This is a genomic window from Rhodophyticola porphyridii (genome assembly GCF_003688285.1).
Taxonomy (GTDB): domain Bacteria; phylum Pseudomonadota; class Alphaproteobacteria; order Rhodobacterales; family Rhodobacteraceae; genus Rhodophyticola; species Rhodophyticola porphyridii.
In genome coordinates this window covers 307570-330404 of the sequence record NZ_RCNT01000002.1, presented here as the reverse complement: position 1 = coordinate 330404, position 22835 = coordinate 307570, and the positions used below count along the sequence as shown (strand labels likewise).

General features: G+C 64.2%; 24 protein-coding genes and 1 riboswitch. Of the genes, 17 read left to right on the top strand and 7 right to left on the bottom strand.

Annotation, left to right across the window (positions count from 1 at the left end; genetic code table 11):
• Positions 1-9 precede the first annotated feature (9 nt).
• On the top strand, positions 10-474 hold the full coding sequence (locus tag D9R08_RS06180; RefSeq protein ID WP_121897142.1) for a hypothetical protein: 465 nt from the start codon (positions 10-12) through the stop codon (positions 472-474).
• A 97-nt stretch (positions 475-571) separates the two neighbouring features.
• Here the strand turns inward: D9R08_RS06180 and folE2 are convergent, their stop codons facing one another.
• From folE2 to metZ, 4 genes are all read right to left on the bottom strand, one after another.
• Positions 572-1666, bottom strand: coding sequence for a GTP cyclohydrolase FolE2 (folE2, locus tag D9R08_RS06175; protein WP_121897294.1), 1095 nt, complete (start codon positions 1664-1666; stop codon positions 572-574).
• A 145-nt stretch (positions 1667-1811) separates the two neighbouring features.
• The gene (locus D9R08_RS06170) at positions 1812-2546 is read right to left on the bottom strand and encodes a glutamine amidotransferase (protein ID WP_121897141.1); all 735 of its coding nucleotides are present in this window, start codon (positions 2544-2546) and stop codon (positions 1812-1814) included.
• Positions 2543-3037 (bottom strand): GNAT family N-acetyltransferase, encoded by a 495-nt coding sequence (locus D9R08_RS06165; RefSeq protein ID WP_121897140.1) that lies wholly within the window; start codon positions 3035-3037, stop codon positions 2543-2545. Before D9R08_RS06165 ends, D9R08_RS06170 begins: the two co-directional genes overlap by 4 nt.
• Positions 3034-4230, bottom strand: coding sequence for an O-succinylhomoserine sulfhydrylase (gene metZ, locus D9R08_RS06160; RefSeq protein ID WP_121897293.1), 1197 nt, complete (start codon positions 4228-4230; stop codon positions 3034-3036). Before metZ ends, D9R08_RS06165 begins: the two co-directional genes overlap by 4 nt.
• A gap of 67 nt (positions 4231-4297) precedes the next feature.
• Positions 4298-4376, bottom strand: a riboswitch (SAM riboswitch).
• 146 nt (positions 4377-4522) lie between these two features.
• On the opposite strand from metZ, the gene D9R08_RS06155 reads away from it, so the two are divergent.
• From D9R08_RS06155 to D9R08_RS06125, 7 genes are all read left to right on the top strand, one after another.
• Positions 4523-5437, top strand: a complete 915-nt coding sequence (locus D9R08_RS06155; RefSeq protein WP_121897139.1) for an alpha/beta hydrolase — start codon at positions 4523-4525, stop codon at positions 5435-5437.
• A 63-nt stretch (positions 5438-5500) separates the two neighbouring features.
• Positions 5501-6193: a glutathione S-transferase N-terminal domain-containing protein gene (locus tag D9R08_RS06150; protein WP_121897292.1), complete on the top strand. Its 693-nt coding sequence runs from the start codon at positions 5501-5503 to the stop codon at positions 6191-6193.
• Positions 6194-6446: 253 nt separating this feature from the next.
• Positions 6447-7376 carry a 5-bromo-4-chloroindolyl phosphate hydrolysis family protein gene (locus D9R08_RS06145; protein WP_121897138.1) on the top strand — a complete coding sequence of 310 codons (930 nt, stop codon included), beginning with the start codon at positions 6447-6449 and terminating at the stop codon, positions 7374-7376.
• The gene (locus tag D9R08_RS06140) at positions 7369-8565 is read left to right on the top strand and encodes a toxic anion resistance protein (protein WP_121897137.1); all 1197 of its coding nucleotides are present in this window, start codon (positions 7369-7371) and stop codon (positions 8563-8565) included. The genes D9R08_RS06145 and D9R08_RS06140 overlap by 8 nt, the downstream gene beginning before the upstream one ends.
• 31 nt (positions 8566-8596) lie before the next feature.
• Entirely contained in the window at positions 8597-9547 is a 951-nt protein-coding gene (locus D9R08_RS06135; protein WP_121897291.1) for a DUF2927 domain-containing protein, read from the top strand.
• Between the two features lie 35 nt (positions 9548-9582).
• Positions 9583-10713, top strand: a complete 1131-nt coding sequence (locus D9R08_RS06130; protein WP_121897136.1) for an SPFH domain-containing protein — start codon at positions 9583-9585, stop codon at positions 10711-10713.
• A gap of 55 nt (positions 10714-10768) precedes the next feature.
• Complete coding sequence (locus D9R08_RS06125) at positions 10769-11872, top strand: TFIIB-type zinc finger domain-containing protein (RefSeq protein WP_121897135.1); 1104 nt, start codon at positions 10769-10771, stop codon at positions 11870-11872.
• A gap of 126 nt (positions 11873-11998) precedes the next feature.
• On the opposite strand, the gene D9R08_RS06120 is transcribed toward D9R08_RS06125, so the two are convergent.
• Positions 11999-12418, bottom strand: a complete 420-nt coding sequence (locus tag D9R08_RS06120; protein ID WP_121897134.1) for an Hsp20/alpha crystallin family protein — start codon at positions 12416-12418, stop codon at positions 11999-12001.
• A gap of 145 nt (positions 12419-12563) precedes the next feature.
• On the opposite strand from D9R08_RS06120, the gene D9R08_RS06115 reads away from it, so the two are divergent.
• The 6 genes from D9R08_RS06115 to D9R08_RS06090 all read left to right on the top strand — a co-directional run bounded on the left by D9R08_RS06115 (position 12564) and on the right by D9R08_RS06090 (position 18003).
• Entirely contained in the window at positions 12564-13490 is a 927-nt protein-coding gene (locus D9R08_RS06115) for a carbohydrate kinase family protein (RefSeq protein WP_121897133.1), read from the top strand.
• On the top strand, positions 13487-13936 hold the full coding sequence (dtd, locus tag D9R08_RS06110) for a D-aminoacyl-tRNA deacylase (protein ID WP_121897132.1): 450 nt from the start codon (positions 13487-13489) through the stop codon (positions 13934-13936). Before D9R08_RS06115 ends, dtd begins: the two co-directional genes overlap by 4 nt.
• A 100-nt stretch (positions 13937-14036) precedes the next feature.
• Positions 14037-15464 (top strand): circularly permuted type 2 ATP-grasp protein, encoded by a 1428-nt coding sequence (locus D9R08_RS06105; RefSeq protein ID WP_121897131.1) that lies wholly within the window; start codon positions 14037-14039, stop codon positions 15462-15464.
• A gap of 5 nt (positions 15465-15469) precedes the next feature.
• Positions 15470-16411, top strand: a complete 942-nt coding sequence (locus tag D9R08_RS06100; protein WP_121897130.1) for an alpha-E domain-containing protein — start codon at positions 15470-15472, stop codon at positions 16409-16411.
• Between the two features lie 4 nt (positions 16412-16415).
• Positions 16416-17219 (top strand): transglutaminase family protein, encoded by an 804-nt coding sequence (locus D9R08_RS06095; protein ID WP_121897129.1) that lies wholly within the window; start codon positions 16416-16418, stop codon positions 17217-17219.
• A gap of 40 nt (positions 17220-17259) precedes the next feature.
• Complete coding sequence (locus tag D9R08_RS06090) at positions 17260-18003, top strand: proteasome-type protease (RefSeq protein WP_121897128.1); 744 nt, start codon at positions 17260-17262, stop codon at positions 18001-18003.
• Between the two features lie 31 nt (positions 18004-18034).
• On the opposite strand, the gene D9R08_RS06085 is transcribed toward D9R08_RS06090, so the two are convergent.
• Together D9R08_RS06085 and dksA are read right to left on the bottom strand one after the other, a co-directional pair.
• Complete coding sequence (locus D9R08_RS06085; RefSeq protein ID WP_121897127.1) at positions 18035-19204, bottom strand: FAD-dependent monooxygenase; 1170 nt, start codon at positions 19202-19204, stop codon at positions 18035-18037.
• A 93-nt stretch (positions 19205-19297) separates the two neighbouring features.
• A complete protein-coding gene (dksA, locus tag D9R08_RS06080) occupies positions 19298-19756 on the bottom strand; it encodes an RNA polymerase-binding protein DksA (protein WP_121897290.1) in 459 nt (152 codons plus the stop codon).
• Between the two features lie 146 nt (positions 19757-19902).
• Here dksA and D9R08_RS06075 point away from each other — a divergent pair, with 146 nt between their 5' ends.
• The 3 genes from D9R08_RS06075 (at position 19903) to D9R08_RS06065 (ending at position 22822) form a co-directional block, all read left to right on the top strand.
• Positions 19903-20742, top strand: a complete 840-nt coding sequence (locus D9R08_RS06075; RefSeq protein WP_121897126.1) for an AAA family ATPase — start codon at positions 19903-19905, stop codon at positions 20740-20742.
• A gap of 260 nt (positions 20743-21002) precedes the next feature.
• A complete protein-coding gene (locus D9R08_RS06070) occupies positions 21003-21452 on the top strand; it encodes a GNAT family N-acetyltransferase (RefSeq protein WP_121897125.1) in 450 nt (149 codons plus the stop codon).
• Between the two features lie 5 nt (positions 21453-21457).
• Positions 21458-22822, top strand: coding sequence for a DUF2927 domain-containing protein (locus D9R08_RS06065; protein ID WP_407690598.1), 1365 nt, complete (start codon positions 21458-21460; stop codon positions 22820-22822).
• The last annotated feature ends 13 nt before the right edge of the window (positions 22823-22835 follow it).

The window sequence follows — 22835 nt, the reverse complement described above, 5'->3', positions numbered from 1 at the left end:
GCCAGTGCCATGAGTGATGAAGAAAAGCCGAAATCGCCCGGCAAGTCCGATCTCGCCGACAGCAGTATCAAGACATCCCGCGGGTTGAACAGGCGGCGGTTGCTGAGCGGCATGGGTCTGGGCACCATTGGCCTCGGGCTCAGCGGCTGCGTTGCGACCCCCACCACGGTTGGCGGCGGGGTCACGGATTCCGATAACGGTCCGATCACCGATCCGGGCGGGCGCGGGCGCGGCGGCCTGCGCAGCAACCGCACCGGGATCACCGATGCCGATAACGGCCCGATTACCGATCCGGGCGGCTTCGGCCGTGGCGGCGGCGGGTTCACCCAGGTGCGAAGCGGCGTTACCGACCGGGATACCGGCGCCTTCGCCGATCCGGTCGGCAATGGGCGCGGCACCCGCCGAACGGGGCTTACCGATTCCGATCTCGGGATGAACGCGGATCCAGTCGGCTTTGGCCGGCGCGGGTTCTGAGCCGGGGGCGGTTCCCGCGCGCGTCAAAGTGACCGCCGGTTCGCCATCCGCGCCGTAGCGCGCGCGAAAAAAACGCGCCCGCCCCGACCCGACTGGCTCAGCCCACGTGGAACAGCGTGGCGAAAAGTTTCGGGTCCAGGCTGTCGGCGGCGAACGTCTCCCCCTCCGTCAGAACGCTGACCGCATCATGGCTGTGCAGGCTTTCCTGATGGCTGGCCACGACACGGAAATCGCCGATGCGCGGGTCGGCCTGCATCTGCTCGGCAAACAGACGCGCGGCATCTTCCACGAAAATGGGATTGGCGGCGTTCAGCTCAGCGAACGCCTGTTCGTCTTCGCGTTTCACCATCACCTGAGTTTCCGTAGGCACGGCGGCGCGGGCCATTTCCACCAGATCCTCGAACCACAGGCACCCAGCCTCGTTGTTCACCTCCACCGACAGCCGGGCGACGGATCGCTGCGAATGGGGCGTGGCGAGTTGCGCCCGTGTCGCGCGCGCATGCTCGCTCAGTTCCAGCGAACAGGGACAGGTGGAGGAATAGACGTAATCCAGATGGACGATCTTCTTGCGCACACCGCCCTGCTCGACCAGTTCCAGCGCGATATCGTAATACTGGTACCCGCTCAGGCCCGAACGCAGGCTCTCCACCCGCATCGGAAAGCTCAGCCGCATCTGGATGCGGGCATCGAAGCTTTCCAGATCGGTCTTGTAATCCTCCAATGCCGCCTCGATCACCTCGAAGCTGAAGGCCCGGTCCGCATGCCGGTAGAAAGACCGCATGATCCGGGACATGTTGATGCCCTTCTTCTCCGCGTCCAGGCTTACGGTCCCGGTAACCGAGGTTTCCAGGGCCAAGTCGCCATTGTCACGGGTCTGATAGCGGATCGGCAGCCGGAAATTGGAGATGCCCACATGCTGAATCTGCCGGTTTGCCCCCCGGATCAGGGAGGCCGGCCCGTTCTGCAGGTCGGGCAGCGTTGCCTTGTAGCCCGGATCCACCGCGAAATCGGCCGGGTAGTCACGGGCAAATTCCGGGTACGCCACGGCGGTCAGCAACCCGACCGCCGCCGGATCCAGCGCGTCGATCGCGCCCGCACCTGCACTCTCCGCCCAGGCTTTCAACAGGGTCAGCGCCCTTGCGGCCTCTTCCGTGCTTGGGGTTTCCGCCGTCGGTGTCACATGCAAATTCACGGGCAACCCCTCCTCTTCCTTCTCCGAGCTTTCGAATATGGGGCAAATGCCCGCGCATTCAAATCCCTGACCTGCCTTGTTTATACGCAAGTGCAGACCGCGCAGATCACATTCCGGGCAGATTGCGACGCCGCCCCGGTGCCGATCAGCCCCGGTAGCGGCCCACGAAGGCGCGCAGCATGCGTTCGGGCACGGTCACCTCTTCGGCCTGCACATTGGCCTTCAGCGCGTCGGCCTCTTCGGGCGCGAAATAGCCGCGATGCCTGTAGATATCTATCCGCATCACAAAGCTGGCGCTGTCGGCCTCGGGGTGGAACTGCGTGGCATAGAGATTTTTGCCCGCGCGGATCATCTGATACGGGCAAAGGTCGGATCTCGCCAGATGCACCGCGCCGGGCGGCAGCGCCTGAACGGCTTCCTTATGGCCGACGAAAGCCTTGAAATCGCGGGGCAATCCGGCCATGAGCGGATCGGCCGCGCCATTCTCGGTCAATCGGCATTCCACGGCGCCGATGGGTTCGCCATAGCGCGCCTTGCTGACCTCGCCGCCAAGATGCTTGGCCAGAATGCCAAGCCCATAGCAACAGCCCATATAAGGCATGTCGCGCCGCGTTATCTCGGGCATCAGCGACAGGATATCGGCCTCGATCCGCGCCTCCAGCGGGTCCTTGTCCTCAGGCGCGTCGCTCACGCATCCGGGTCCGCCCCCGACGATCACGCCGGAATACGCCTCAAGGCTCAGCGCGGGCAATGCCTGCTGATCGAGGCGGATGCGTCGGGTTTCCGCGGCGGTCAGGCCCGAGCGGGCCAGAAGTGCTGCATATTCCTCGTCCGCCGCCTCGTCTTCCGGCCGCAACTGGATGATCAGGAACGGTTTCAAAGGGACGCCTCCGCCGGCAGGTCGAGCCGCTTTTCCATCCGGTAGCGGTGGATCATAACTTCGTAGCGGAGGATCTCCTCGCGCTCCTTGACCCGCCATCCATGACGCTCGAACAACCGGCGGGCCAATGCGCTCGCCTCGGTCGTCATGCACCCGTGGCCGTCGGCGCGCGCGCGGGTCTCGGCCACCAGATAAAGCGCATCGCCCACCCCCTGCCCCATGGCGGCGGCGGCAACGAAGGCCAGATCGATGTAGCCGCCCCTGCGCGTCATGAAACCTACAGGCGCACCATCACGTTCGGCGACAATCGTGTCGGCGTCGGCCAGCCGCGTGGCCCAACCCGCATCCGTCGGCGGCGCGGGCGACCATGCGGCCACCTGCTCGGCGGAATAGAGCGCAATCGCCCCGTTCCGCACGGCGTCGTGATAGATCTCCCCGAGCGCATCGGCCTCTCCGGGCAGCATATCGCGAATGGTCAGATCCACCGTCATCTGGCCGCCGCCAAGGCCTGGCGCAGATCCGCCAGAAGATCATCCGCATCCTCCAGCCCGACACTCAGGCGCAACACCCCGTCGCCGATGCCGAGCGCGGCGCGCTGATCGTCGCTCAGCCGCTGATGGGTCGTGGTGGCGGGATGGGTGATGATCGATTTCGCGTCGCCCAGATTGTTCGAAATGGTGATGATTTCCAGGGCGTTCAGCATGCGGAAGGCAGCGTCGCGCCCGCCCTGCACCTCCAGCGCCAGAACCGTTCCGCCCAGCTCCATCTGCCGCATCGCCAGCGCGTGCTGCGGATGGCTGGGCAGGCCCGGATAGACCACCCGGCGCAGGCCCGAGGCCCCTTCAAGCCCCCGGGCCAGCGTCAGCGCGGTCGCAGCCTGCGCCCGGCATCTCAGATCGACCGTTTCCAGCGATTTCAGCAGCACCCAGGCGTTGAAAGGCGACATCGACCCACCGGTGTGCTTCAGATAGGGCTCCACCGTGTCCCGGATAAACGCCCGGCTACCACAGATGACACCGCCCAGAACCCGGCCCTGCCCGTCGATATGCTTGGTGGCGGAATAGACCACCACATCGGCGCCAAGCCCGATCGTGTCCTGAAACACCGGGGTCGCGAAAACGTTGTCCACGATCACCAGCGCGCCCGCCGCATGGGCCAGCTTGGCCACGGCGGCAATGTCGATCACCTCCAGCACCGGGTTCGAGATCGACTCGAAGAAAACCGCCCTGGTGTCCGGCCGGATGGCAGCTTTCCACTGGTCCAGATCGGTGCCATCGACGAATGTCACCTCAACCCCGAAACGCGCCAGCACCTCTTCAAGGATGTACAGGCAGGAGCCGAACAGCGCCTTGGCGCTTACCACATGGTCGCCCGCGCGCAGCATGGAGGTCAGCGCGCCATTGACCGCCGCCATCCCGGACGCGGTGGCAAAGGCATCTTCGGTGCCTTCCAGCGCGGCGATCCGGTCTTCGAACATTCGCACCGTCGGGTTGCCGTAGCGCGCATAGATGAACTCATCCTCGCCCGCCTCGATGAACCGGGCCTCGGCCTGTTCGGCGGTGTCGTAGACAAAGCCCTGGGTCAGGAACAGCGCCTCGCTGACCTCGCCGTACTGGCTGCGTCTCGTGCCCGCATGCACGGCGCGGGTGCGCGGCTTCCAGGGTCTGGCGGTGGTGTCCTTCATCGTTTCATCTCCATGCGCGTCCGGGCACAAAAAAACCCCGGACCTGGGGTGGCCGGGGCGCGCATATATCAAAGCACCTACGACCTCTTTAGCGGAGTGTTTTACGTGGCCCGCAATCCGGTAAACAAATCGCCACGCGGAAGGGATTAGGCCGCTGCCGTCTGCGGGTCAAGCGGCAAAAACGGCCGCGTCATCGCTGCGTCATGACCGCGTCACAGGGATTTTGCGCAGCCGTCACCTAAATGTTGCGGAAAGAACTTATCCACACCCCATAGCTTGTGGGGTTCATGCGATGCCGGTTTTGCCCGTCACAGCCAGGTCCAGCCAGATCGACGCGCCGGAGCGGCTGCGCGAGGCGTTGGACGCGCTGTCGACCGGCGCGACGGCGACGGTGATGGTTCACGGCTACCGGTTCTGCCCGCTGTCCGGGCCCGCCGACCCGCACCGCCATATCCTGTCGCCCGCCCCGCAGAGCGCCTGCTGGAAGGCGATCAGCTGGCCCCGGCATCTGCATCTGGACCGGCCCGGCGCGGGGTTGGGCATCGGCTTTGGCTGGCCCGCGACCGGGCCGCTGCGCGAGGTTGCGGCGCGCGCCGTTGTCGCGGGGCATGCGCTGGCCCAAACCATTCGGACCCTGCGCGACACGCGGCCCGATCTGCAGGTCAACATCATCGCCCACTCGCTCGGCGCACGGGTGGCGCTGGCGGCTCTCGACGATCTGGAGGCCCATGACGTGGCCCGGATGATCCTTCTGTCGGGCGCGGAGTATCGGGGCACGGCCGCCCGCGCGCTGGCCGGCCGCAGCACCCGGGTGCTGAATGTCACCAGCGGCGAAAACGCGCTCTTCGACCTGCTCTTCCGAGCCCTCCTGCCCGCGCCCCGCTGGCGCGACCGGCCCCTGTCGGCGGGTCTGGGGCACCCGCATCCGCGCTGGATCGATCTGGCCATCGACGCGCCCGCGCATCGGATGGCGCTGGCCCGGCTCGGCTACCCGATCCGGCCTCCTGCGACGCGCATCTGCCATTGGTCGGGATATCTGCGGCCCGGTCTCTTCCCGCTTTACCGCGCTGTCTTCGACCCCGCCCATGCCGCGCTTTTCGATCGGCTCGGCGCGGCGCTTCCGGCCCGACCGGCGCCGAAAAAGGTTACAAAGATAGCCGAATTCGCGAATTTTCGTAACCTGTTCACGGGCGCCGCCCGATCCTGAGCCCACTTGCCCCGCCCCCGGATCTGCCCGATGCTGCGCCCGAGCCACCCGGAGACCGCCGCGATGATCGATCTGTATTACTGGCCCACGCCCAATGGCTGGAAAATCACCATCGCGCTTGAGGAGATGGGGCTGCCCTATACCGTTCATCTGGTCGATATCGGTGCCGGCGATCAGTTCGACCCCGATTTCCTGAAAATCGCACCCAACAACCGAATGCCCGCGATCACCGATGCCGACGGCCCCGACGGTCGGCCGATCTCGATCTTCGAATCCGGGGCGATCCTGCAATATCTCGCGCGCAAGACCGGGCAGTTCGGCGGCCCGACGGAACGTGACCGGATCACCGTCGATCAATGGCTGATGTGGCAGATGGGCGGGGTCGGGCCGATGGCGGGGCAAGCGCATCATTTCCTGAAATACGCGCCCAATATGGACCCGCCGCAGGACCTTCCCTATGCGAAGGACCGATATCGCCGCGAAACCGGGCGGCTTTACCGGGTGCTGGATACCCAACTGGCCGAAAACGAGTTTGTCGCGGGAGACTTCTACTCCATCGCCGACATGGCGATCTGGCCCTGGGCAAGCCTCTGGGAAGGCCAGCAGCAGACGCTGGACGACAAACCGCATTTGGCCCGCTGGCTGGATCGGATCGCGGCGCGCCCGGCGGTCCGGGCCGGCCGGGCGGTCGCCGCGGAAAAACGCGGCGAAACCCGGGACAAGGCGGCCCAGGACCGGCTTTTCAAACAGAGCTGAGGGGGAAAATCGCCGATGCTTTCCCCCTTGCGTCGCCCCAATTCGCCGGATTTCTGAGCGACAGGCAGGCGACGCCCGGATCAATTCGGGCAAAAACCCTGCGATGTCTGGTTTTTGCATGCGAGACTGCCTATTCTAGTGGCTGAAACGAACCGGAGCTGAAATGACCTCCAACACCCTACGCGGCGTCGCTTTTGCAGCGCTTCTCGTGATCATCATGATGTCCGTTTTCGGCGGGTTCGGAGTGCTGTAAATGGCCAAACGGTACGGCGGAGAGTTCAGCCCCGAAGGCCGGCGGGATACCCGCGAAACGGTCACAGCAACCCCGGCACGCCCGCTGGAGGCGAGTTTCAAGGGCCGCGCGCCCGCCCGGCACGGAGCCAAGATCAACCTTCTGTTCATCGCGCCGCTCGCCGTCTTCTTCACCGCATTCTTCCAGTCGACAGTGGCCATGGCCACGGATCTGGCCGGCGCCGCGGTGTTGCTGCTTGCGGCCTGGTTGCTGCGCGACGGGATCCGCGCCGAGGATGCCTATAACGAACGCAAGGTCGCGCGGCGCCCGGCGATCCCGCGCAAGATATTCGCCTCCGTTCTCACGGCGGCGGGTGTCGGGTTGCTGGTGTTTGGCGGACAGTGGAACCCGCTTACGGCCGCGATCGCGGGTGCCGTTGCCGGTGCGCTGCATCTGTTCGTGTTCCAGCCCGATCCGATGAAGGACAAGGGGCTGGAGGGTGTGGACAATTTCCAGACCGAGCGTGTGGCCCGCAAGGTCGAAGAGGCCGAAACCCTGCTTGACGGGATGAAAGACGCCATCAAGCGCGCGCGGGACAGGCAGCTGGAGGCGCGGGTGGAGGGTTTTCAGCATACCGTGCGCCAGATGTTCCGCACCATCGAACAGGACCCCCGCGATCTGACCGGTGCGCGCAAGTATCTCGGCGTTTACTTGCAGGGCGCGCGCGACGCGACGGTGAAATTCGCCGATCTTTACGGCCGGGGCCGCGACCCGGAGGTCCGTGCCGACTATGTGCGGCTTCTGGACGATCTCGAACGCAATTTTTCAACCCGCACCCAACGGATGCTGATCGACGATCGCAGCGATCTGGATGTGGAGATCGAGGTCTTGCGGGACCGGCTGAACCGAGACAATCTGCATATCACGAGCGAGGAAACACGACATGACTGAAACTGTCCGGCAGCAAGCCGAAGCCGCCGCGAAAATGGTGGATGAGATCAACGCGATTGTGTTGCCCGATCCCTCGACCGAACTGGTGCCGCTGGCCGAGGCGGAGCCGCCCACGGCGCAGGAAATCCGCAGCCGGATGGCCGAGATCGACATGGCGGACACCAACTCCATCGTCAGTTTCGGCTCCAACGCGCAGGCGGAGCTGCAGGTCATTTCGCAGGCCATGCTGCAAGGCGTGAAAAACAAGGACGTGGGCCCCGCGGGCAACTCATTGCGCGAAATCGTGGGCACGATCCGTGGGTTTTCGGTGGACGAGCTGGACCCCAACCGCAAGCAGAGCTGGTGGGAGCGCCTGTTCGGCAAGGCCAAGCCATTCCATGATTTCATGGCGAAATACGAAGATGTGCAAAGCCAGATCGACAAGATCACCGACGAGCTTCTGGCCCATGAACACACGCTGATGAAGGACATCAAGTCGCTCGACCAGCTCTATGACAAGACGCTGAATTTCTACGACGAACTGGCGCTTTACATCGCCGCCGGCGAGGAGAAGCTGAAAACCCTCGACGAGACGGATATTCCCGCGAAGGAGGCCGAGATGCAGGCCGCGCCTGAAAACGATCAGGTGATGAAGGCCCAGGAACTGCGCGATCTGCGCGCCGCGCGCGACGATCTGGAACGCCGGGTGCATGACCTCAAGCTGACCCGCCAGGTCACGATGCAATCGCTCCCCTCGATCCGGCTGGTGCAGGAAAACGACAAATCGCTGGTGACCAAGATCAACTCCACCCTCGTTAACACCGTGCCGCTTTGGGAAACCCAGCTCGCGCAGGCGGTGACGATCCAGCGCTCGACCGAGGCCGCCAAGGCGGTGCGGGAGGCCAATGACCTGACCAACGAATTGCTGACCTCCAACGCCGCCAACCTGCGCGAAAGCAACCGCATGGTGCGCGAGGAGATGGAGCGCGGCGTCTTCGACATCGAAGCGGTAAAACAGGCCAATGCCGAACTGATCGCCACGATCGAGGAAAGCCTGGCCATCGCCGATGAAGGCAAGGCGCGCCGCGCCGCCGCCGAGATCGAGATGCAGAAGATGGAGGCGGAGTTGCGCGACACGCTGGCATCCGCCAGCGCCCGCGGCGACGGGACCGGAGCCAATGTGGGCGGGTCCGTGAACCCGGCCAGCTGACCGGCCTGGCGCGTAGGGGAACGAAAACATGATGCAGGGCAAGGGTCGGATCTGGGCCGGGCTGGTGGCGGTGGCCTTCGTCACCGCCGGGTGCGAGCTGGTCGTGCCGCCGGATCCGCCCGCAGCGCCCGCTCCACGTGTGACCCCGCAGGTTGCGCCGATCCCCGAGCCCTCGGCCGAAAGCCTCGCCTTTGCGCGTTACTACGCCGCCGTGCAGCAAAGGCTGGTGGCCGATGGCCTGCTGCGCACCGATGGCGGCGGGCCCGACACACCGATCTCGGTGCGCAATCTGGTGGCGAATTTCGAGCGCATCGCGCTGTTTGACGAATACGCGCTAACCAATGGCCGGTTCGTTCAGCAGCAGACGCCGTCGCGCCTGCGCCGCTGGCAGGCGCCTGTGCGGTTGCAGGCCCATTTCGGCGCTTCCGTCCCCACTGCGGACCGAAATCGCGACCGCTCGATCCTGGGGACCTATGCAACCCGGCTGGCGCGGGTCACGGGGCATCCGATCCGTCAGGTCAACAGCGGCGGTAATTTCCACGTGCTCTATCTCAACCGGGACGAGCAACGCGCGGCGGGCCCGCTGCTGCGCCAGCTTGTACCGAGCATCGGTGAGGAGACGATAGACGAGATCACCCGGCTGCCGCGCTTCACCTTCTGCTCGGTCTATGCGTTTTCCGAGGCGGGCGAGACCCCGAATTACGTAACCGCGATCGCGATCATCCGCACCGAACACCCCGATCTTCTGCGCCGGTCCTGCGTCCATGAAGAGGTGGCGCAGGGTCTTGGACTACCGAATGACAGCCCCACGGCGCGACCCTCCATCTTCAACGATGACGAGGAATTCGCGCTGCTGACGCGGCATGACGAATTGCTGCTGGAAATCCTCTACGACGAGCGTCTGCGCCCGGGCATGTTGCCCGACGAGGCCCGACCGGTGGTGGAGATCATCGCCGGCGAGCTACTTGGCGGGCAAAGCTGAGCCGCCTACATTCGTGTTCAAAGGAGACTTCACCCATGCCCATTTTCGATTTCCTCTCCGGCCAGTTCATCGACGTCATCGAGTGGACCGATGACACCCGCGACACCATGGTCTGGCGGTTCGAACGCCACGGTCACGAAATCAAGTATGGCGCCAAGCTGACCGTGCGCGAGGGGCAGACGGCAGTGTTCATCCACGAAGGACAGCTGGCGGATGTGTTCACCCCCGGCCTGTATATGCTGGAAACCAACAACATGCCGATCATGACCAGCCTTCAGCACTGGGATCACGGCTTCAAATCCCCCTTCAAGTCCGAAATCTATTTCGTCTCCACCAACCGGTTCACCGATCTGAAATGGGGCACGAAAAACCCCATCATGCTGCGCGATCCGGAATTCGGGCCGACCCGCATCCGCGCGTTCGGCACCTACACCGTCAAGGTCAAGGACGCCGCCCGGTTCATGGCCGAGATCGTGGGCACAGATGGCGAGTTCACCAAGGACGAGGTGACGTTCCAGATCCGCAACATCATCGTTCAGGCGTTTTCCCGTGTGGTCGCGGGCTCGGGTATTCCGGTTCTGGACATGGCGGCCAATGCCGGCGAGATGGGCGGGCTTCTGGCGGCAAAAATCTCGGAAACCATTGACCAATACGGGCTGGTGCTGCCCGAGCTCTACATCGAGAATATCTCCCTGCCGCAGGCGGTGGAACAGGCGCTGGACAAGCGCACCTCGATGGGTGTGGTCGGCGATCTGACCAAGTATCAGCAGTTCCAGACCGCCGAGGCGATGCGCGCGGCAGCCGAAAATCCCGGCGGCGATAGCGGCATGGGGGCAGGCCTGGGCATGGGGATGGGTATGGCGATGGCAAACCAGATGGCTCAGACCGGGCCCTGGGGCGCCGCGCAGGCGCGCTCGGGCGACCCCGCGCCCGCCGCCCCGCCGCCCCCGCCGGTCGAGCATGTCTGGCACATCGCCGAAAACGGCCAGACCAAGGGCCCGTTTTCCCGGGCCGATCTGGGCCGCATGGCCGGAGATGGCAGCCTGACCCGGGAAACCCATGTCTGGACGCAAGGTCAGGACGGCTGGAAAACCGCCGATGAGGTGGACGAGCTGGCGCAGCTCTTCACGGTCATGCCGCCACCGCCGCCCCCGCCTGCAAACTGACGATGCCGGGTCTCATCCCCCGCTCGGAACTACCCTCGTCAAAGGCATAGAATTCATGGCAGACGGCCTGTCCTCAAACCCCGGCGAAGAGCATCGCTTTCCATGCGACAACTGCGGGTCCGATTTCCGTTTCGACCCCGATCAGGGCAAGCTGGTCTGCGATCATTGCGGCAATGAACGAGACATCGAAGGCAACGGCCCATGGGCGGGCAGCGCCATCCGCGAGCTGGATTTCGTTTCGGCCATCCGCGACCAGTTGCCGGCCCAGGAGATGGAGGAAACTCGCGTCCTGACCTGCCCCAATTGCGGCGCGCAGGTGGAGTTCTCGTCGGAAATTCATGCAAAGGAATGCCCGTTCTGCGCCACACCTGTGGTCACCGATACCGGTACGCATCGCCATATCAAGCCCAAGGCCGTTCTGCCCTTCCAGCTGGATGAGGCGGCCGCCCGCGAGGCGATGGTCAGATGGTTGGGCCGGCTTTGGTTCGCGCCGAACGGCCTGCAGGATTATGCCCGCAAGGGCCGCAAGTTGGACGGGATCTACACACCTTACTGGACCTTCGATGCGGACACCCGCAGCGCCTATCGGGGCCAGCGCGGCACGGTCTATTACGAGACCCGGCGCGACAGCAAGGGCAACGTCAAGCAGGTGCCCAAGGTCCGCTGGCGGCGCGTCTCGGGCCGCGTTGCGCGATTTTTCGACGACGTACTTGTGCTGGCCTCCCGGTCGCTGCCCAAAAGGTATACCGACCGTCTGGCCCCCTGGGATCTGACCGCGCTCGACCCCTACACGCCGGAATATCTGGCGGGCTTCCGGGCCGAAGGTTACACAGTGGATCTGGAGGACGGCATGGTCGAGGCCCGGCAGATCATGGATGCGCAGATCGCGCGGGATATCCGCAGCGATATCGGCGGCGACCGGCAAAGAATCGACGCCGTGGACACCACCGTCTCCGACGTGACCTTCAAGCATATCCTGCTGCCGGTATGGCTGGCCGCGTATAAATACCGTGGCAAAAGCTATCGCTTCGTCGTCAACGGACAATCCGGCAAGGTGCAGGGCGAACGTCCTTATTCCGCCTGGAAAATCGCCTTCGCCGTTCTGGGCGCGCTGATCCTTGCCGCGATCGGGGGCTATCTCTACTCCGTTTACGGATAGATTGGCGGCACGGTCGGGCATCCGTCGCCAAGGCGATCCCCGTCTTCTGCCGGAAGAGAGTGCGAGCCTCGGAGTCATGCCTTACCATGCCGCACAAGGATGTATTGCGCTGGCGTTCCGCCCGGTTCAACCGCGCTTGATCGGCACCGATTTCGCGGTCTCATCGCGGGCCGGGGCCTTCTTCGACACCGTGATCGTCAGCACGCCGTCTTTCAGATCGGCCGCCACCTGGTTCGGATCCGCATCGGGCGGCAGGCGAAAACTGCGCGAAAATGCCCCGTATTCCCGTTCACTGAAATACCAGGTGTCGCCACTCTCTTCACGGCTTGATTTTTTCTCGCCTTTCACCGTCACCACACCTTCGGCCACGGTCAGATCAATATCCTTGTCGTCGACGCCGGGCAGTTCCATGACAATCTTGTAGGCGCTCTCGTTCGTCGCCGCCTCGGACGCGGGTGCGAACCAGTCGGCGACACGGGCGCCCATGCTGCGGAACGGGTCGTATAGCGAGGGCCAGAAGCCGCTTGTGTGGGATTTCTCGACCATGAAAACCTCCTTTTCAGATCAGATTTCTTGCATGTGAAAGTATCCAGCTAACGGGGTGGTCGCGCTTTGAGATGGGTCAAATCCGGCTGGTCTAACGCGCGTATCGCGGCTAGTCACATCAGGTGGCGGAGTGAAGGAGGCGTGGATGATCCTGTGTTGTGGCGAAGCGTTGATCGACATGCTGCCCCGCAAGACCGAAGACGGCGCGGCGGGATTTGCGCCCTACCCCGGCGGCGCGGTGTTCAACACCGCCCTGGCACTGGCGCGACTGGATGTGAAAACGGGGCTGTTCACCGGGCTTTCGACCGACCTGTTCGGCCAGCGGCTTGAGGATGTCCTGCGCCTGAATGGCGTCGGCTTCGAACTGGCGGCACGATCCGCCCGTCCCACCACACTGGCCTTCGTGACCCTGACCGACGGGCAGGCTGAGTATGCGTTCTACGATGAAAACACCGCAGGACGGATGCTTGCGGAGGCGGATCTTCCCGCAGATCTGGACGATGTGGAGGCCCTGTTCTTTGGGGGGATCAGCCTTGCAGTGGAGCCCTGCGCAACGGCCTATGAGGCCCTGTGCCTCCGCGAGCCAGAACAACGGGTGATCATGATCGACCCCAATATCCGTCCAGAGTTCATTGCTGATCCGGCTCGTTATCGCGCCCGTCTGGCCGCGATGCTGGCGGTGGCCGACGTGGTCAAGCTGTCCGACGAAGACCTGAAATGGCTGGAAGGCAACGGCCAGATCCCCGAGCTTGCCGCCGGGATTCTGGCGAAAGGTCCCGAGCTGGTGCTGATCACCGAAGGCAAGGACGGGGTGACCGCCTATTGGGCGGATGAGAAGCTGCACGTGCCCGCGCCGGTCGTCGAGGTGGTCGACACCGTCGGCGCAGGTGACACGTTCAATGCGGGGTTTCTCGCCGGGCTGGCGGACGCGGGCCGGCTGGACAAATCCACCATCGCCGAAGGCCTGGAGCCGGGCGTTCTGGAAGCCGCGCTGCGGCTTGGAACCGCCGCTGCGGCCGTGACCGTCAGCCGGGCGGGCGCCAATCCGCCCCGCCGGGAGGATCTTGCGTGAGAGCGCTGATCCAGCGGGTGAGCGAGGCCAGTGTGTCTGTCGATGGCCGCGTGATCGGACGGACCGGGCCGGGGCTGCTGGTACTGGTCTGTGCGATGGAGGGCGACACGGAACATCAGGCCCGGCAGCTGGCGGCCAAGACCGCCAAGCTGCGGATTTTCCGGGATGACGCCGGCAAGATGAACCGCAGCCTTTCGGATTGCGCCGGCAGCGCGCTGGTGATCAGCCAGTTCACTCTGGCCGCGGACACATCGCGCGGCAACCGGCCCGGCTTTTCCGGAGCCGCAGCGCCGGCAGAGGGCGAACGGCTGTATCTGGATTTCGCCAGAGCGCTTTCCGGGTTCGGCATCCCGGTGGAAACCGGCGCGTTCGGCGCGGATATGGCCGTCAGCCTGACCAATGACGGGCCGGTCACGATCTGGCTGGAGAGCCTCCCTGACGCCTAAAATTTAGGCAAACGCTTGAAAATACTTCGAAAACAAGGGGCCAACGCCCAAGCTTTCGCCAATTGGTTGCAGTCATTCCTTAACCCTATAGGTTGTAAGCATGACAAAAAGACCAACTTTTTTTGATGAAATGACCGGTAACACGGACGGCGCGCGCCGCCCCTACCAACCCTATGAAGCGTGGTTCCGGTCGGAAGATCTGCGCGAGTTGCGCAAGAAATCGATCGAGGCGGAGCGCTTTTTTCGCCGGACCGGCATCACGTTCAACGTCTATGGACAGGACGAGGCCGATGAGCGGCTGATCCCCTTCGACATCGTGCCCCGGATCATATCGGGCCGCGAATGGGCCCGGCTGACAAAGGGCATCGAACAGCGCGTGCGCGCGATCAACGCGTTTCTTTACGATATCTATCACCGGCAGGAAATTCTGCGCGCGGGCCGGGTGCCTGCCGAACTGATTTCCCGCAACGAAGCCTTCCTGCCGCAGATGATCGGCATGCCGCCGCCCGGAAACGTCTACACCCATATCGTGGGCGTCGATCTGGTGCGCACGGATGAAGACGAGTTCTACGTTCTGGAAGACAATGCGCGCACACCTTCGGGCGTGTCCTACATGCTGGAAAACCGGGAGACGATGCTTCAGATGTTCCCGGAGCTTTTCAGCCGGATCAAGGTGCGCGAGGTGAAGGATTACCCGGTGCAGTTGCGCCGGTCGCTGGCCGCCTGCGCCCCGCCGGCGGCGAACGGGGGCTGCACTGTCGCCGTTCTGACCCCGGGCATTCACAATTCCGCCTATTTCGAACACGCCTTTCTGGCCGATCACATGGGCGTCCAGCTTGTGGAGGGCAGCGATCTGCGCGTGATCGACGGGCGCATCGCGATGCGGACCACGCGGGGCTATCAACCGATCGACGTGCTCTATCGCCGGGTGGACGATGATTTCCTGGACCCGCTGAATTTCAATCCGGACTCGATGCTGGGCGTGCCCGGGATCATGGACGTGTACCGCGCGGGCGGCATCACCATCGCCAACGCACCGGGCACCGGCATTGCCGATGACAAGGCCATTTACAGTTATATGCCCGATATCGTGGAGTTTTATACCGGCGAAAAGGCGATCCTGAAAAACGTCCCCACCTGGCGCTGTTCGGAGCCGGACGCGCTGGCCTATGTCCTCGACAACCTGTCCGATCTGGTTGTGAAGGAGGTCCACGGGTCTGGCGGATACGGCATGCTGGTGGGCCCCGCCGCGTCGAAGAAGGAACTGGCCACCTTCCGCGCCAAGCTGGAATCGAAACCGGGCAATTACATCGCCCAGCCCACGCTGGCGCTGTCGACCGTGCCGATCCTGACACAGAAGGGGCTGGCGCCGCGCCACGTGGATTTGCGGCCCTTCGTCCTCGTCTCGCCCGACCGGATCAACATCACGCCCGGCGGGCTAACCCGCGTGGCGCTGAAAAAGGGCTCGCTGGTGGTAAATTCAAGCCAGGGCGGCGGGACCAAAGACACTTGGGTTCTGGAGGAATAGGCGCGATGCTGGGCAAAACCGCAGGTGGCCTGTTCTGGATGTTTCGCTATCTGGAAAGGTCCGAAAACACCGCAAGGCTGATCGATGCCGGGTTTCGGATCGCCCTGACGCGGCCCGACGGGGCCGATGACGAATGGGCGAGCGTGCTGCAAACCGCGGGCGTTGCCGATCTCTACCGGTCGCGCCATGACGAGCTGGACGCGGCAAGGGTGATCGATTTCCTGCTGCGCGACACGAGCAACCCCTCCTCCGTCATGTCGGCCATCGCGGCGGCGCGGCAGAATGCGCGGCTGGTCCGCACCGCGATAACCCGCGAGGTATGGGAGGCGGTGAACGACACCTACATGATCCTGAAACAGGCGCTGGCCCGCCCGGTGGCGCCGCGCAACCTGCCGGGTTCTCTGGCCATGATCCGCCAGCAATCAGCGCTGGTGCGCGGCGCGCTGCATGGCACGATGCTGCGAAACGACGTGTTTGATTTCTGCCGGATCGGCACCTATCTGGAACGGGCCGACAACACGGCGCGGATTCTGGATGTGAAATACTATGTCCTGCTGCCGTCGATCAGCCAGATCGGGTCGAGCCTGGACAATGTGCAATGGGAAACGATCCTGCGCTCGGTCGCGGGCCAGCGTGCCTATCGCTGGATCAGCGGCGGGGAATCGAGCCCGATCGGAATTGCCGATTTCCTGCTCTTCGACGGGCGGATGCCGCGCAGTCTGAGGTTTTCGGTGGGCAAGATCGCAACCAATCTGAGCTATCTGGAACGCGAATACGATCACCGCCATCACTGCCACGATCTGGTGGAGGCCCTGTCGGGGCGTCTGAACCAGACCACGATCGAACATGTCTTCGAGGAAGGTCTTCACGAATTCATCGTCGATTTCCTGGCCGATCTGGGACAACTGGGCGCACAGATCGACCGTGATTACAGGTTTCAGGGGTGACGACATGCGGCTGAAGGTTCTTCACACGACCACCTACCATTTCGACACGCCCGTGTCCTACGGGCTGCAACAGTTGCGCCTGGTGCCGAAAAGCAGCGCCGGACAACAGGTGCTGAACTGGCAGATGGAGATCGAAGGCGGCAGCGCGCAGACCTCCTTCATCGACCACCATCAAAATCAGGTCTCGCTGATCTCCTTCGATCCTCAGGCGACCTCGATCGTCGTGCATTGCGCCGGTGAGGTGGAAACCAGTGACGAGGCCGGCGTGATCGGCAAGCATGGCGGTTTCGCGCCGGTCTGGCTGTTTCAGCGACCCACTGATCTGACCCGCGCGGGTCCGAATGTGCGCCGCCTTGCGCGGGGGCTGAAAGACGAGATCGAGGACGATATCCCACGCCTGCACGCACTTTCGACCCGCATCATTGAAGCCGTGGCCTACAGGACCGGCACAACCGGCGCGGAAACCACCGCCGAGGACGCGATCGAGATCGGCTCGGGCGTTTGTCAGGATCACGCCCATATCTTCATCGCCGCCGCGCGCACCATGGGATACCCCGCGCGCTATGTCTCGGGCTATCTGATGATGGACGACCGGGTGCATCAGGATGCCAGCCACGCCTGGGCCGAGGTGCATATCCCCCCCCTTGGCTGGGTGGGCTTCGACATCTCGAACGGCATTTCCCCCGACCCGCGCTATGTCCGCGTCGCCACCGGGCTGGACTATACCGAGGCGGCCCCCATTTCCGGGTTACGCTTTGGTAACGCTGGCGAGGCGATGATGGTCGATATACAGGTACAGCAGCAGTAGCGGCGCGATCGGGCGTCTGCGGCGAAGGGACAAGACGGGTATGACCTATTGCGTGGGGCTGCGGCTCAACCGTGGGCTGGTTATGATGTCGGACACGCGGACCAATGCCGGTGTCGATAATATCAGCATTTTCAAGAAGATGTTCACATGGGAGACCGTGGGGGAACGCTCTGTCACACTGATGACAGCGGGCAATCTGGCCACGACGCAGGCTTTGATCAGCCTGCTGAACGAACGGGCCAAGCCTGCCGACGAACGCGGCGCGCCATCGATTCTCGAAGCGCCCTCGATGTTTCAGGTGGCACGTCTGGTGGGCGCCACCCTGCGGGAGGTGATCGCCGACCAGGCCGGGGAAACCGGGCAGGAGGCGGACAGCCCGTTTTCCGCCACGCTGATACTGGGCGGGCAGATCCGCGGCAGCGACCCCCGGCTTTTCATGATCTATCCCGAAGGCAATTTCGTCGAGGCCAGCGAGGACACGCCGTTTTTCCAGATCGGTGAGGCGAAATACGGCAAGCCGATTCTGGTGCGCGCCTATGATCCGGCGATGACTTTCGAGGATGCGGTGAAACTGCTGATGGTCAGTTTCGACAGCACGATCAAGGCGAACCTGTCGGTCGGGCCGCCGCTGGATCTGCATCTTTACGAGGCCGACAGTTTCCGCAATGGGCGCGTGCAGCGGATCGAGAAGGATGACCCGTTTTTCGAGATGATCTCATCCAGCTGGGGCGAGGCGCTGCGCGAGGCGTTTCAGCGTCTGCCCGCCTATTCGCTGGACGACTGAGCCGGGCCGGGCCGGGCCGAGCGGGCGGCGCTCAGCCGCGCGTGACGTCATGGCCGTAAAGCCATTCGAACTGATTGGCGGCGATCTGCGGCGCAAACCGGCTGGCCAGGCGCAGGGCGCTGTGTGCGGCAAACCGGTAGGGGCCGGGGCGAAGATGGTAGTTTTCGGCATTGCGCGAGGCGGCATCGACGATCCGGGCGCAGCGCGCGCGTCGCCGCGCGGTGTAGCGGGCAAAGCCGGTGGCCTGATCCGCCTCCGCCGCGAGGCTGTCAGCCAGAACCCACGCATCCTCCAGCGCCATGTTGGCGCCCTGTGCCAGAAAGGGCAGCGTCGGATGCGCCGCATCGCCCAGAAGCACCGCGTGGCCGTTGTGCCAGTGCTTGGCCAGCGGATGGCGGAACAGTCCCCACAGGAACACCTCCTCCGCCCCGTCCAGCATCTGCCGGATGCCGGGGGCGAAATCGCGGAAGGCCCGGCGAAGATTTTGCGGATCGTCCCGGTGGTTCCAGCCTTCGGCGGCCCAGCCATCGCGTTCCTCGACCGCGACAACATTCATGAGGGCCCCGTGGCGCAGCGGATAACGCACCAAATGCCGGCCCGGCCCCATGAAAACCTGCGCCTCCGCCGGAGCGGCGGCATCTTCCAGCGGGATCGTGCAGCGCCAGGCGACCTGCCCGGTGAAAAACGGACGGGTGCTGGGGTTGAGCGCGGCGCGCGTCGGCGAATGCAGACCGTCGGCGGCGACCAGACAGGCGACGGTTTCGGTCTCCCCGGTTGCAAAATGAAGTGCGATGCCCCCTGCCCCGTCGCGCAGCTCGCGGACCGCACGGCCAAGCTCGACGGTCACGCCAGCCTCGACCGCGCCGCGCCGCAATATCCCGATCAGATCGGCACGGTGCATCAGGTGATAGGGCCGGTCGCCACGGCTGAGGGGCAGCCGGAAAACCTCCGCGCCGCGCCGGAAATCGCACAGCCGCACGGCGCGCGCCAGGGGCGCCGCCTCGGCCAGCGCCGCGCCCAGACCAAGGGCGCGCAGAACCACCGCGCCATTGGGGCTGATCTGCAGACCGGCCCCCAGTTCGGCAATCCGGTCGCTTTGTTCCAGCACACGCACCCGCGCGCCCCGCTGCGCAAGGGCCGTGGCCGCAGCCAGCCCCGCGATGCCGCCACCCAGTACCGTAATCTCGCGTCCGATCAGCATCTTACTCCCTATCTGGTCGCACCGCTCAATGAAGAAAGGGCACCCGTCATGGATGCCCCTTCCTAATCGGTTCTGTCGCCCCAGGGGCTTGGATCAATCGTCGCGGTGGACCTTTTCGCGCCGCTCGTGACGTTCCTGCGCCTCAAGGCTCAGCGTTGCGATCGGCCGCGCGTCGAGACGTTTCAGCGAGATCGGCTCGCCGGTATCTTCGCAATATCCGTATTCACCCTCTTCGATCCGGCGCAGCGCCGCATCGATCTTGGCAATCAGCTTGCGCTGCCGGTCACGGGTCCGCAATTCCAGCGCGCGATCGGTCTCTTCGGAGGCCCGATCCGCAACATCGGGAATGTTCCGCGTTCCATCCTGCAGGCCGGCAACGGTGTCCCGGCTGCCAGCCAGAAGGTCTTCTTTCCAGGAAATCAGCTTGCGGCGGAAATACTCGACCTGACGTTCGTTCATAAACGGCTCGTCCTCCGCAGGACGATAGTCTTCAGGCAGAAAGACTTCGACTTTCATGTCACTCCCCTTATCGGGGCCGGAACGGTTTTCCATGTCTGGTTTTGCGCCCATCCGGCCACTCCCGCGCTTCGATTATCTGAATGCCACTTGCTTGTCACGTCCCTAATGTGCCGCTATGGCCAAAGCAAGGCGGCAGCCGCTCAGATTGCCGTGAAGCGCCATTTTCCCAAGGGGGTAGCATGAGATTCAGCGGCACGGACGATTATGTGGCAACCGAGGATCTGACGGTCGCCGTCAACGCCGCCGTGACATTGGAACGGCCCCTTCTGGTCAAGGGCGAACCCGGCACGGGCAAGACCGAACTGGCCCGTCAGGTGGCCGGCGCGCTTGGTCTGCCGATCATCGAATGGCACATCAAATCGACCACCCGCGCGCAGCAGGGCCTTTATGAATACGACGCGGTCAGCCGACTGCGCGACAGCCAGTTGGGCGACGAGCGCGTGAACGATGTGGCCAATTACATCAAACGCGGCAAGCTCTGGCAGGCCTTCGAGGCAGAGGAGCGGGTTGTGCTGCTGATCGATGAGATCGACAAGGCCGATATCGAGTTTCCCAATGACCTGTTGCAGGAACTCGACCGGATGGAATTCTTCGTCTACGAGACCGGCGAAACGATCGAGGCCCGCCACCGGCCCATCGTGATCATCACGTCGAACAACGAAAAGGAACTGCCGGATGCGTTTCTGCGCCGCTGTTTCTTCCACTACATCCGCTTTCCGGAGATGGAGGTGATGAAACGGATCGTCGAGGTGCACCATCCCGGCATCAAACAGGCGCTTCTGACCACCGCGCTGACCCAATTCTACGAGATCCGCGATCAGCAGGGGCTGAAGAAGAAACCCTCCACTTCCGAGGTTCTGGATTGGCTGAAGCTGCTTCTGGCCGAAGACCTCTCGCCGGAGGATCTGCGCCGGGACGGGGCCAGCGCGCTGCCGAAACTGCACGGCGCGCTGTTGAAGAACGAACAGGATGTGGCGCTGTTCGAGCGGCTGGCCTTCATGGCGCGCGGACAGCGATAGTGCTGCAGACCCTGGCCGACCCGATCCCGACCGGGCACGGCGTGGGCGACAGGCATCATGCCAGTCATGATCGCCACGCTATACGACGTGTGCGATGTCAACAGCCGATGCGACGTCGATCTCTACCCCTCCGTCGACCGCGCCAGAAAAGATACTGACCGCCTGAAAACAAACTGGTTTTTGGCAAAGGATCAAATTTGTGCCACATTTTCTCCCTAGCGACGAGTGCCAATACCGGACTGGACAAGGCAGGAGTTCCAGTGACATCTGAGATTTCCATCCGCCCGCTCGCACCCGGCGACAGGTCCGCCTGGCGCTCGCTCTGGCGCGACTACCTCGCCTTCTATGAAACCGACCTGCCCGACGAGATCTACGAGCTGACATTTGCGCGCTATACCGATCCGGCCCGGAACGATATGCTTGGCTGGATTGCATGGCAGGGCGGTGACGCGGTCGGCCTTGTCCATGTGATCGTTCACGCCCATGGCTGGAAGGTGGCGCCGGTGACCTATCTGCAGGATCTTTTCACGACGCCCGCCGCCCGGGGCAAGGGCGTAGCGCGCGCCCTGATCGAAACGGTCTACGCCGACGCCGATGTCGCCGGGCGGGGCGCGGTCTACTGGCTGACCCAAACCGACAATACCGCGGCGCGCGCCCTTTATGACCGCGTCGCCATAGCCACCGATTTCATGAAGTATAGCCGGAGTTGATGGTGCTGCGCCTTACGTTGCTTGCCGGCCTCATGGCCCTGTCCGCCTGCACCGCCCTACCGCGGATGGAAATTCCCGAACGTCGCGATGCCGCGCTGCCCGCCACATTGCCGCCGATGGCGCAGTTTGCCCTGCGTAGCGCCCCCGCGCCGGAGCGGTCCAACGCGGCGATTGCACGCGACATCCTCGATCTCAGCTTTCAGATGGAAAGCGGGCGCGAAATCACCCGGCTCAGCCGGTTCGAGGGGCCGATCACGGTGGCCGTGGTCCCGGGCGCGCCGGCCTCTCTCTCCGCGGATCTGGACCGGCTGCTGGCCCGGCTCCGCCGCGAGGCGCGGATCGACATCTCGCGGGTATCGCGTGACAGCGGCCCGGCCTCGATCGTCATCGAAACCCTGCCGCGCAGCCGGATGCAGCGCGTGGTGCCGCAAGCCGCCTGCTTCGTCGTGCCCCGCGTATCAAGCTGGAACGACTTCCGGCGCATGCGCAATGGCCGTGATCTGGACTGGACCACGCTGGAAACCCGACAGCAGATCGCGGTGTTCATCCCGTCCGACGTACCGCCCCAGGAGATCCGCGACTGCCTGCACGAGGAGGTGAGTCAGGCCATCGGGCCGCTCAACGATCTCTATCGCCTGTCCGACAGCGTCTTCAACGACGACAATTTCAACGCCGTGCTGACCGGGTTCGATATGCTTGTCCTGCGGGCCTACAACGACCCCGCCCTGAGATCGGGCATGACAAGGGCCGAGGCGGCCGCGGCCCTGCCCGGCATCCTTGCCCGGCTGAACCCTCAGGGCAATGGCGGTGGCCTCGGCCCGTCGGGGGCCAGCCCACGGGCCTGGATCGACGCCATCGAAACCGCGCTTGGGCGCGGCAGCACCAACGACCCGCGCCGCATCGCCGCCGCCCGGCAGGCAGTGGCGATCGCCCGGTCGCAGGGGTGGCAGGACAACCGGCTTGCCTTCTCCTATTTCGCGCTTGGCCGGTTGAGCCTCACGCGGGATCAGGATCTGTCGCTTGCGTCCTTTCTGGCCGCCGGGCAGATCTACCGGCAGATCGCGCCGGGCGGCATTCACATGGCCCATGTGAACATGCAGTTGGCCGCCTTCGCGCTGTCCTCGGGGCAGGCGGAGCGGGCGCTTGAACTGACCGGCGCGGCCCTGCCCGCCGCCACGCAGGCCGAAAACGCCAGCCTTCTGGCGACGCTTCTGATGATCCGGGCAGAGGCGCTGGATCTGACAGGTCGCCCGTCAGAGGCGCGCGCGGTCAGGCTCGACAGTCTCGGATGGGGCCGCTATGGCTTCGGCCGGACCGATGCCGTGGAGGCCCGGTTGAACGAGATCGCGGGGCTGGTGCCCCGGACCTGAACGACATTGCGAT

Excerpts from the sequence above, each read along its gene's own strand:
- D9R08_RS06180 (WP_121897142.1), top strand. The coding sequence starts at position 10 with ATGAGTGATGAAGAAAAGCCGAAATCGCCCGGCAAGTCCGATCTCGCC.
- D9R08_RS06165 (WP_121897140.1), bottom strand. The coding sequence starts at position 3,037 with ATGACGGTGGATCTGACCATTCGCGATATGCTGCCCGGAGAGGCCGAT.
- metZ (WP_121897293.1), bottom strand. The coding sequence starts at position 4,230 with ATGAAGGACACCACCGCCAGACCCTGGAAGCCGCGCACCCGCGCCGTG.
- D9R08_RS06155 (WP_121897139.1), top strand. The coding sequence starts at position 4,523 with ATGCCGGTTTTGCCCGTCACAGCCAGGTCCAGCCAGATCGACGCGCCG.
- D9R08_RS06150 (WP_121897292.1), top strand. The coding sequence starts at position 5,501 with ATGATCGATCTGTATTACTGGCCCACGCCCAATGGCTGGAAAATCACC.
- D9R08_RS06145 (WP_121897138.1), top strand. The coding sequence starts at position 6,447 with ATGGCCAAACGGTACGGCGGAGAGTTCAGCCCCGAAGGCCGGCGGGAT.
- D9R08_RS06140 (WP_121897137.1), top strand. The coding sequence starts at position 7,369 with ATGACTGAAACTGTCCGGCAGCAAGCCGAAGCCGCCGCGAAAATGGTG.
- D9R08_RS06135 (WP_121897291.1), top strand. The coding sequence starts at position 8,597 with ATGCAGGGCAAGGGTCGGATCTGGGCCGGGCTGGTGGCGGTGGCCTTC.
- D9R08_RS06130 (WP_121897136.1), top strand. The coding sequence starts at position 9,583 with ATGCCCATTTTCGATTTCCTCTCCGGCCAGTTCATCGACGTCATCGAG.
- D9R08_RS06125 (WP_121897135.1), top strand. The coding sequence starts at position 10,769 with ATGGCAGACGGCCTGTCCTCAAACCCCGGCGAAGAGCATCGCTTTCCA.
- D9R08_RS06120 (WP_121897134.1), bottom strand. The coding sequence starts at position 12,418 with ATGGTCGAGAAATCCCACACAAGCGGCTTCTGGCCCTCGCTATACGAC.
- D9R08_RS06115 (WP_121897133.1), top strand. The coding sequence starts at position 12,564 with ATGATCCTGTGTTGTGGCGAAGCGTTGATCGACATGCTGCCCCGCAAG.
- D9R08_RS06105 (WP_121897131.1), top strand. The coding sequence starts at position 14,037 with ATGACAAAAAGACCAACTTTTTTTGATGAAATGACCGGTAACACGGAC.
- D9R08_RS06100 (WP_121897130.1), top strand. The coding sequence starts at position 15,470 with ATGCTGGGCAAAACCGCAGGTGGCCTGTTCTGGATGTTTCGCTATCTG.
- D9R08_RS06095 (WP_121897129.1), top strand. The coding sequence starts at position 16,416 with ATGCGGCTGAAGGTTCTTCACACGACCACCTACCATTTCGACACGCCC.
- D9R08_RS06090 (WP_121897128.1), top strand. The coding sequence starts at position 17,260 with ATGACCTATTGCGTGGGGCTGCGGCTCAACCGTGGGCTGGTTATGATG.
- D9R08_RS06085 (WP_121897127.1), bottom strand. The coding sequence starts at position 19,204 with ATGCTGATCGGACGCGAGATTACGGTACTGGGTGGCGGCATCGCGGGG.
- dksA (WP_121897290.1), bottom strand. The coding sequence starts at position 19,756 with ATGGAAAACCGTTCCGGCCCCGATAAGGGGAGTGACATGAAAGTCGAA.
- D9R08_RS06075 (WP_121897126.1), top strand. The coding sequence starts at position 19,903 with ATGAGATTCAGCGGCACGGACGATTATGTGGCAACCGAGGATCTGACG.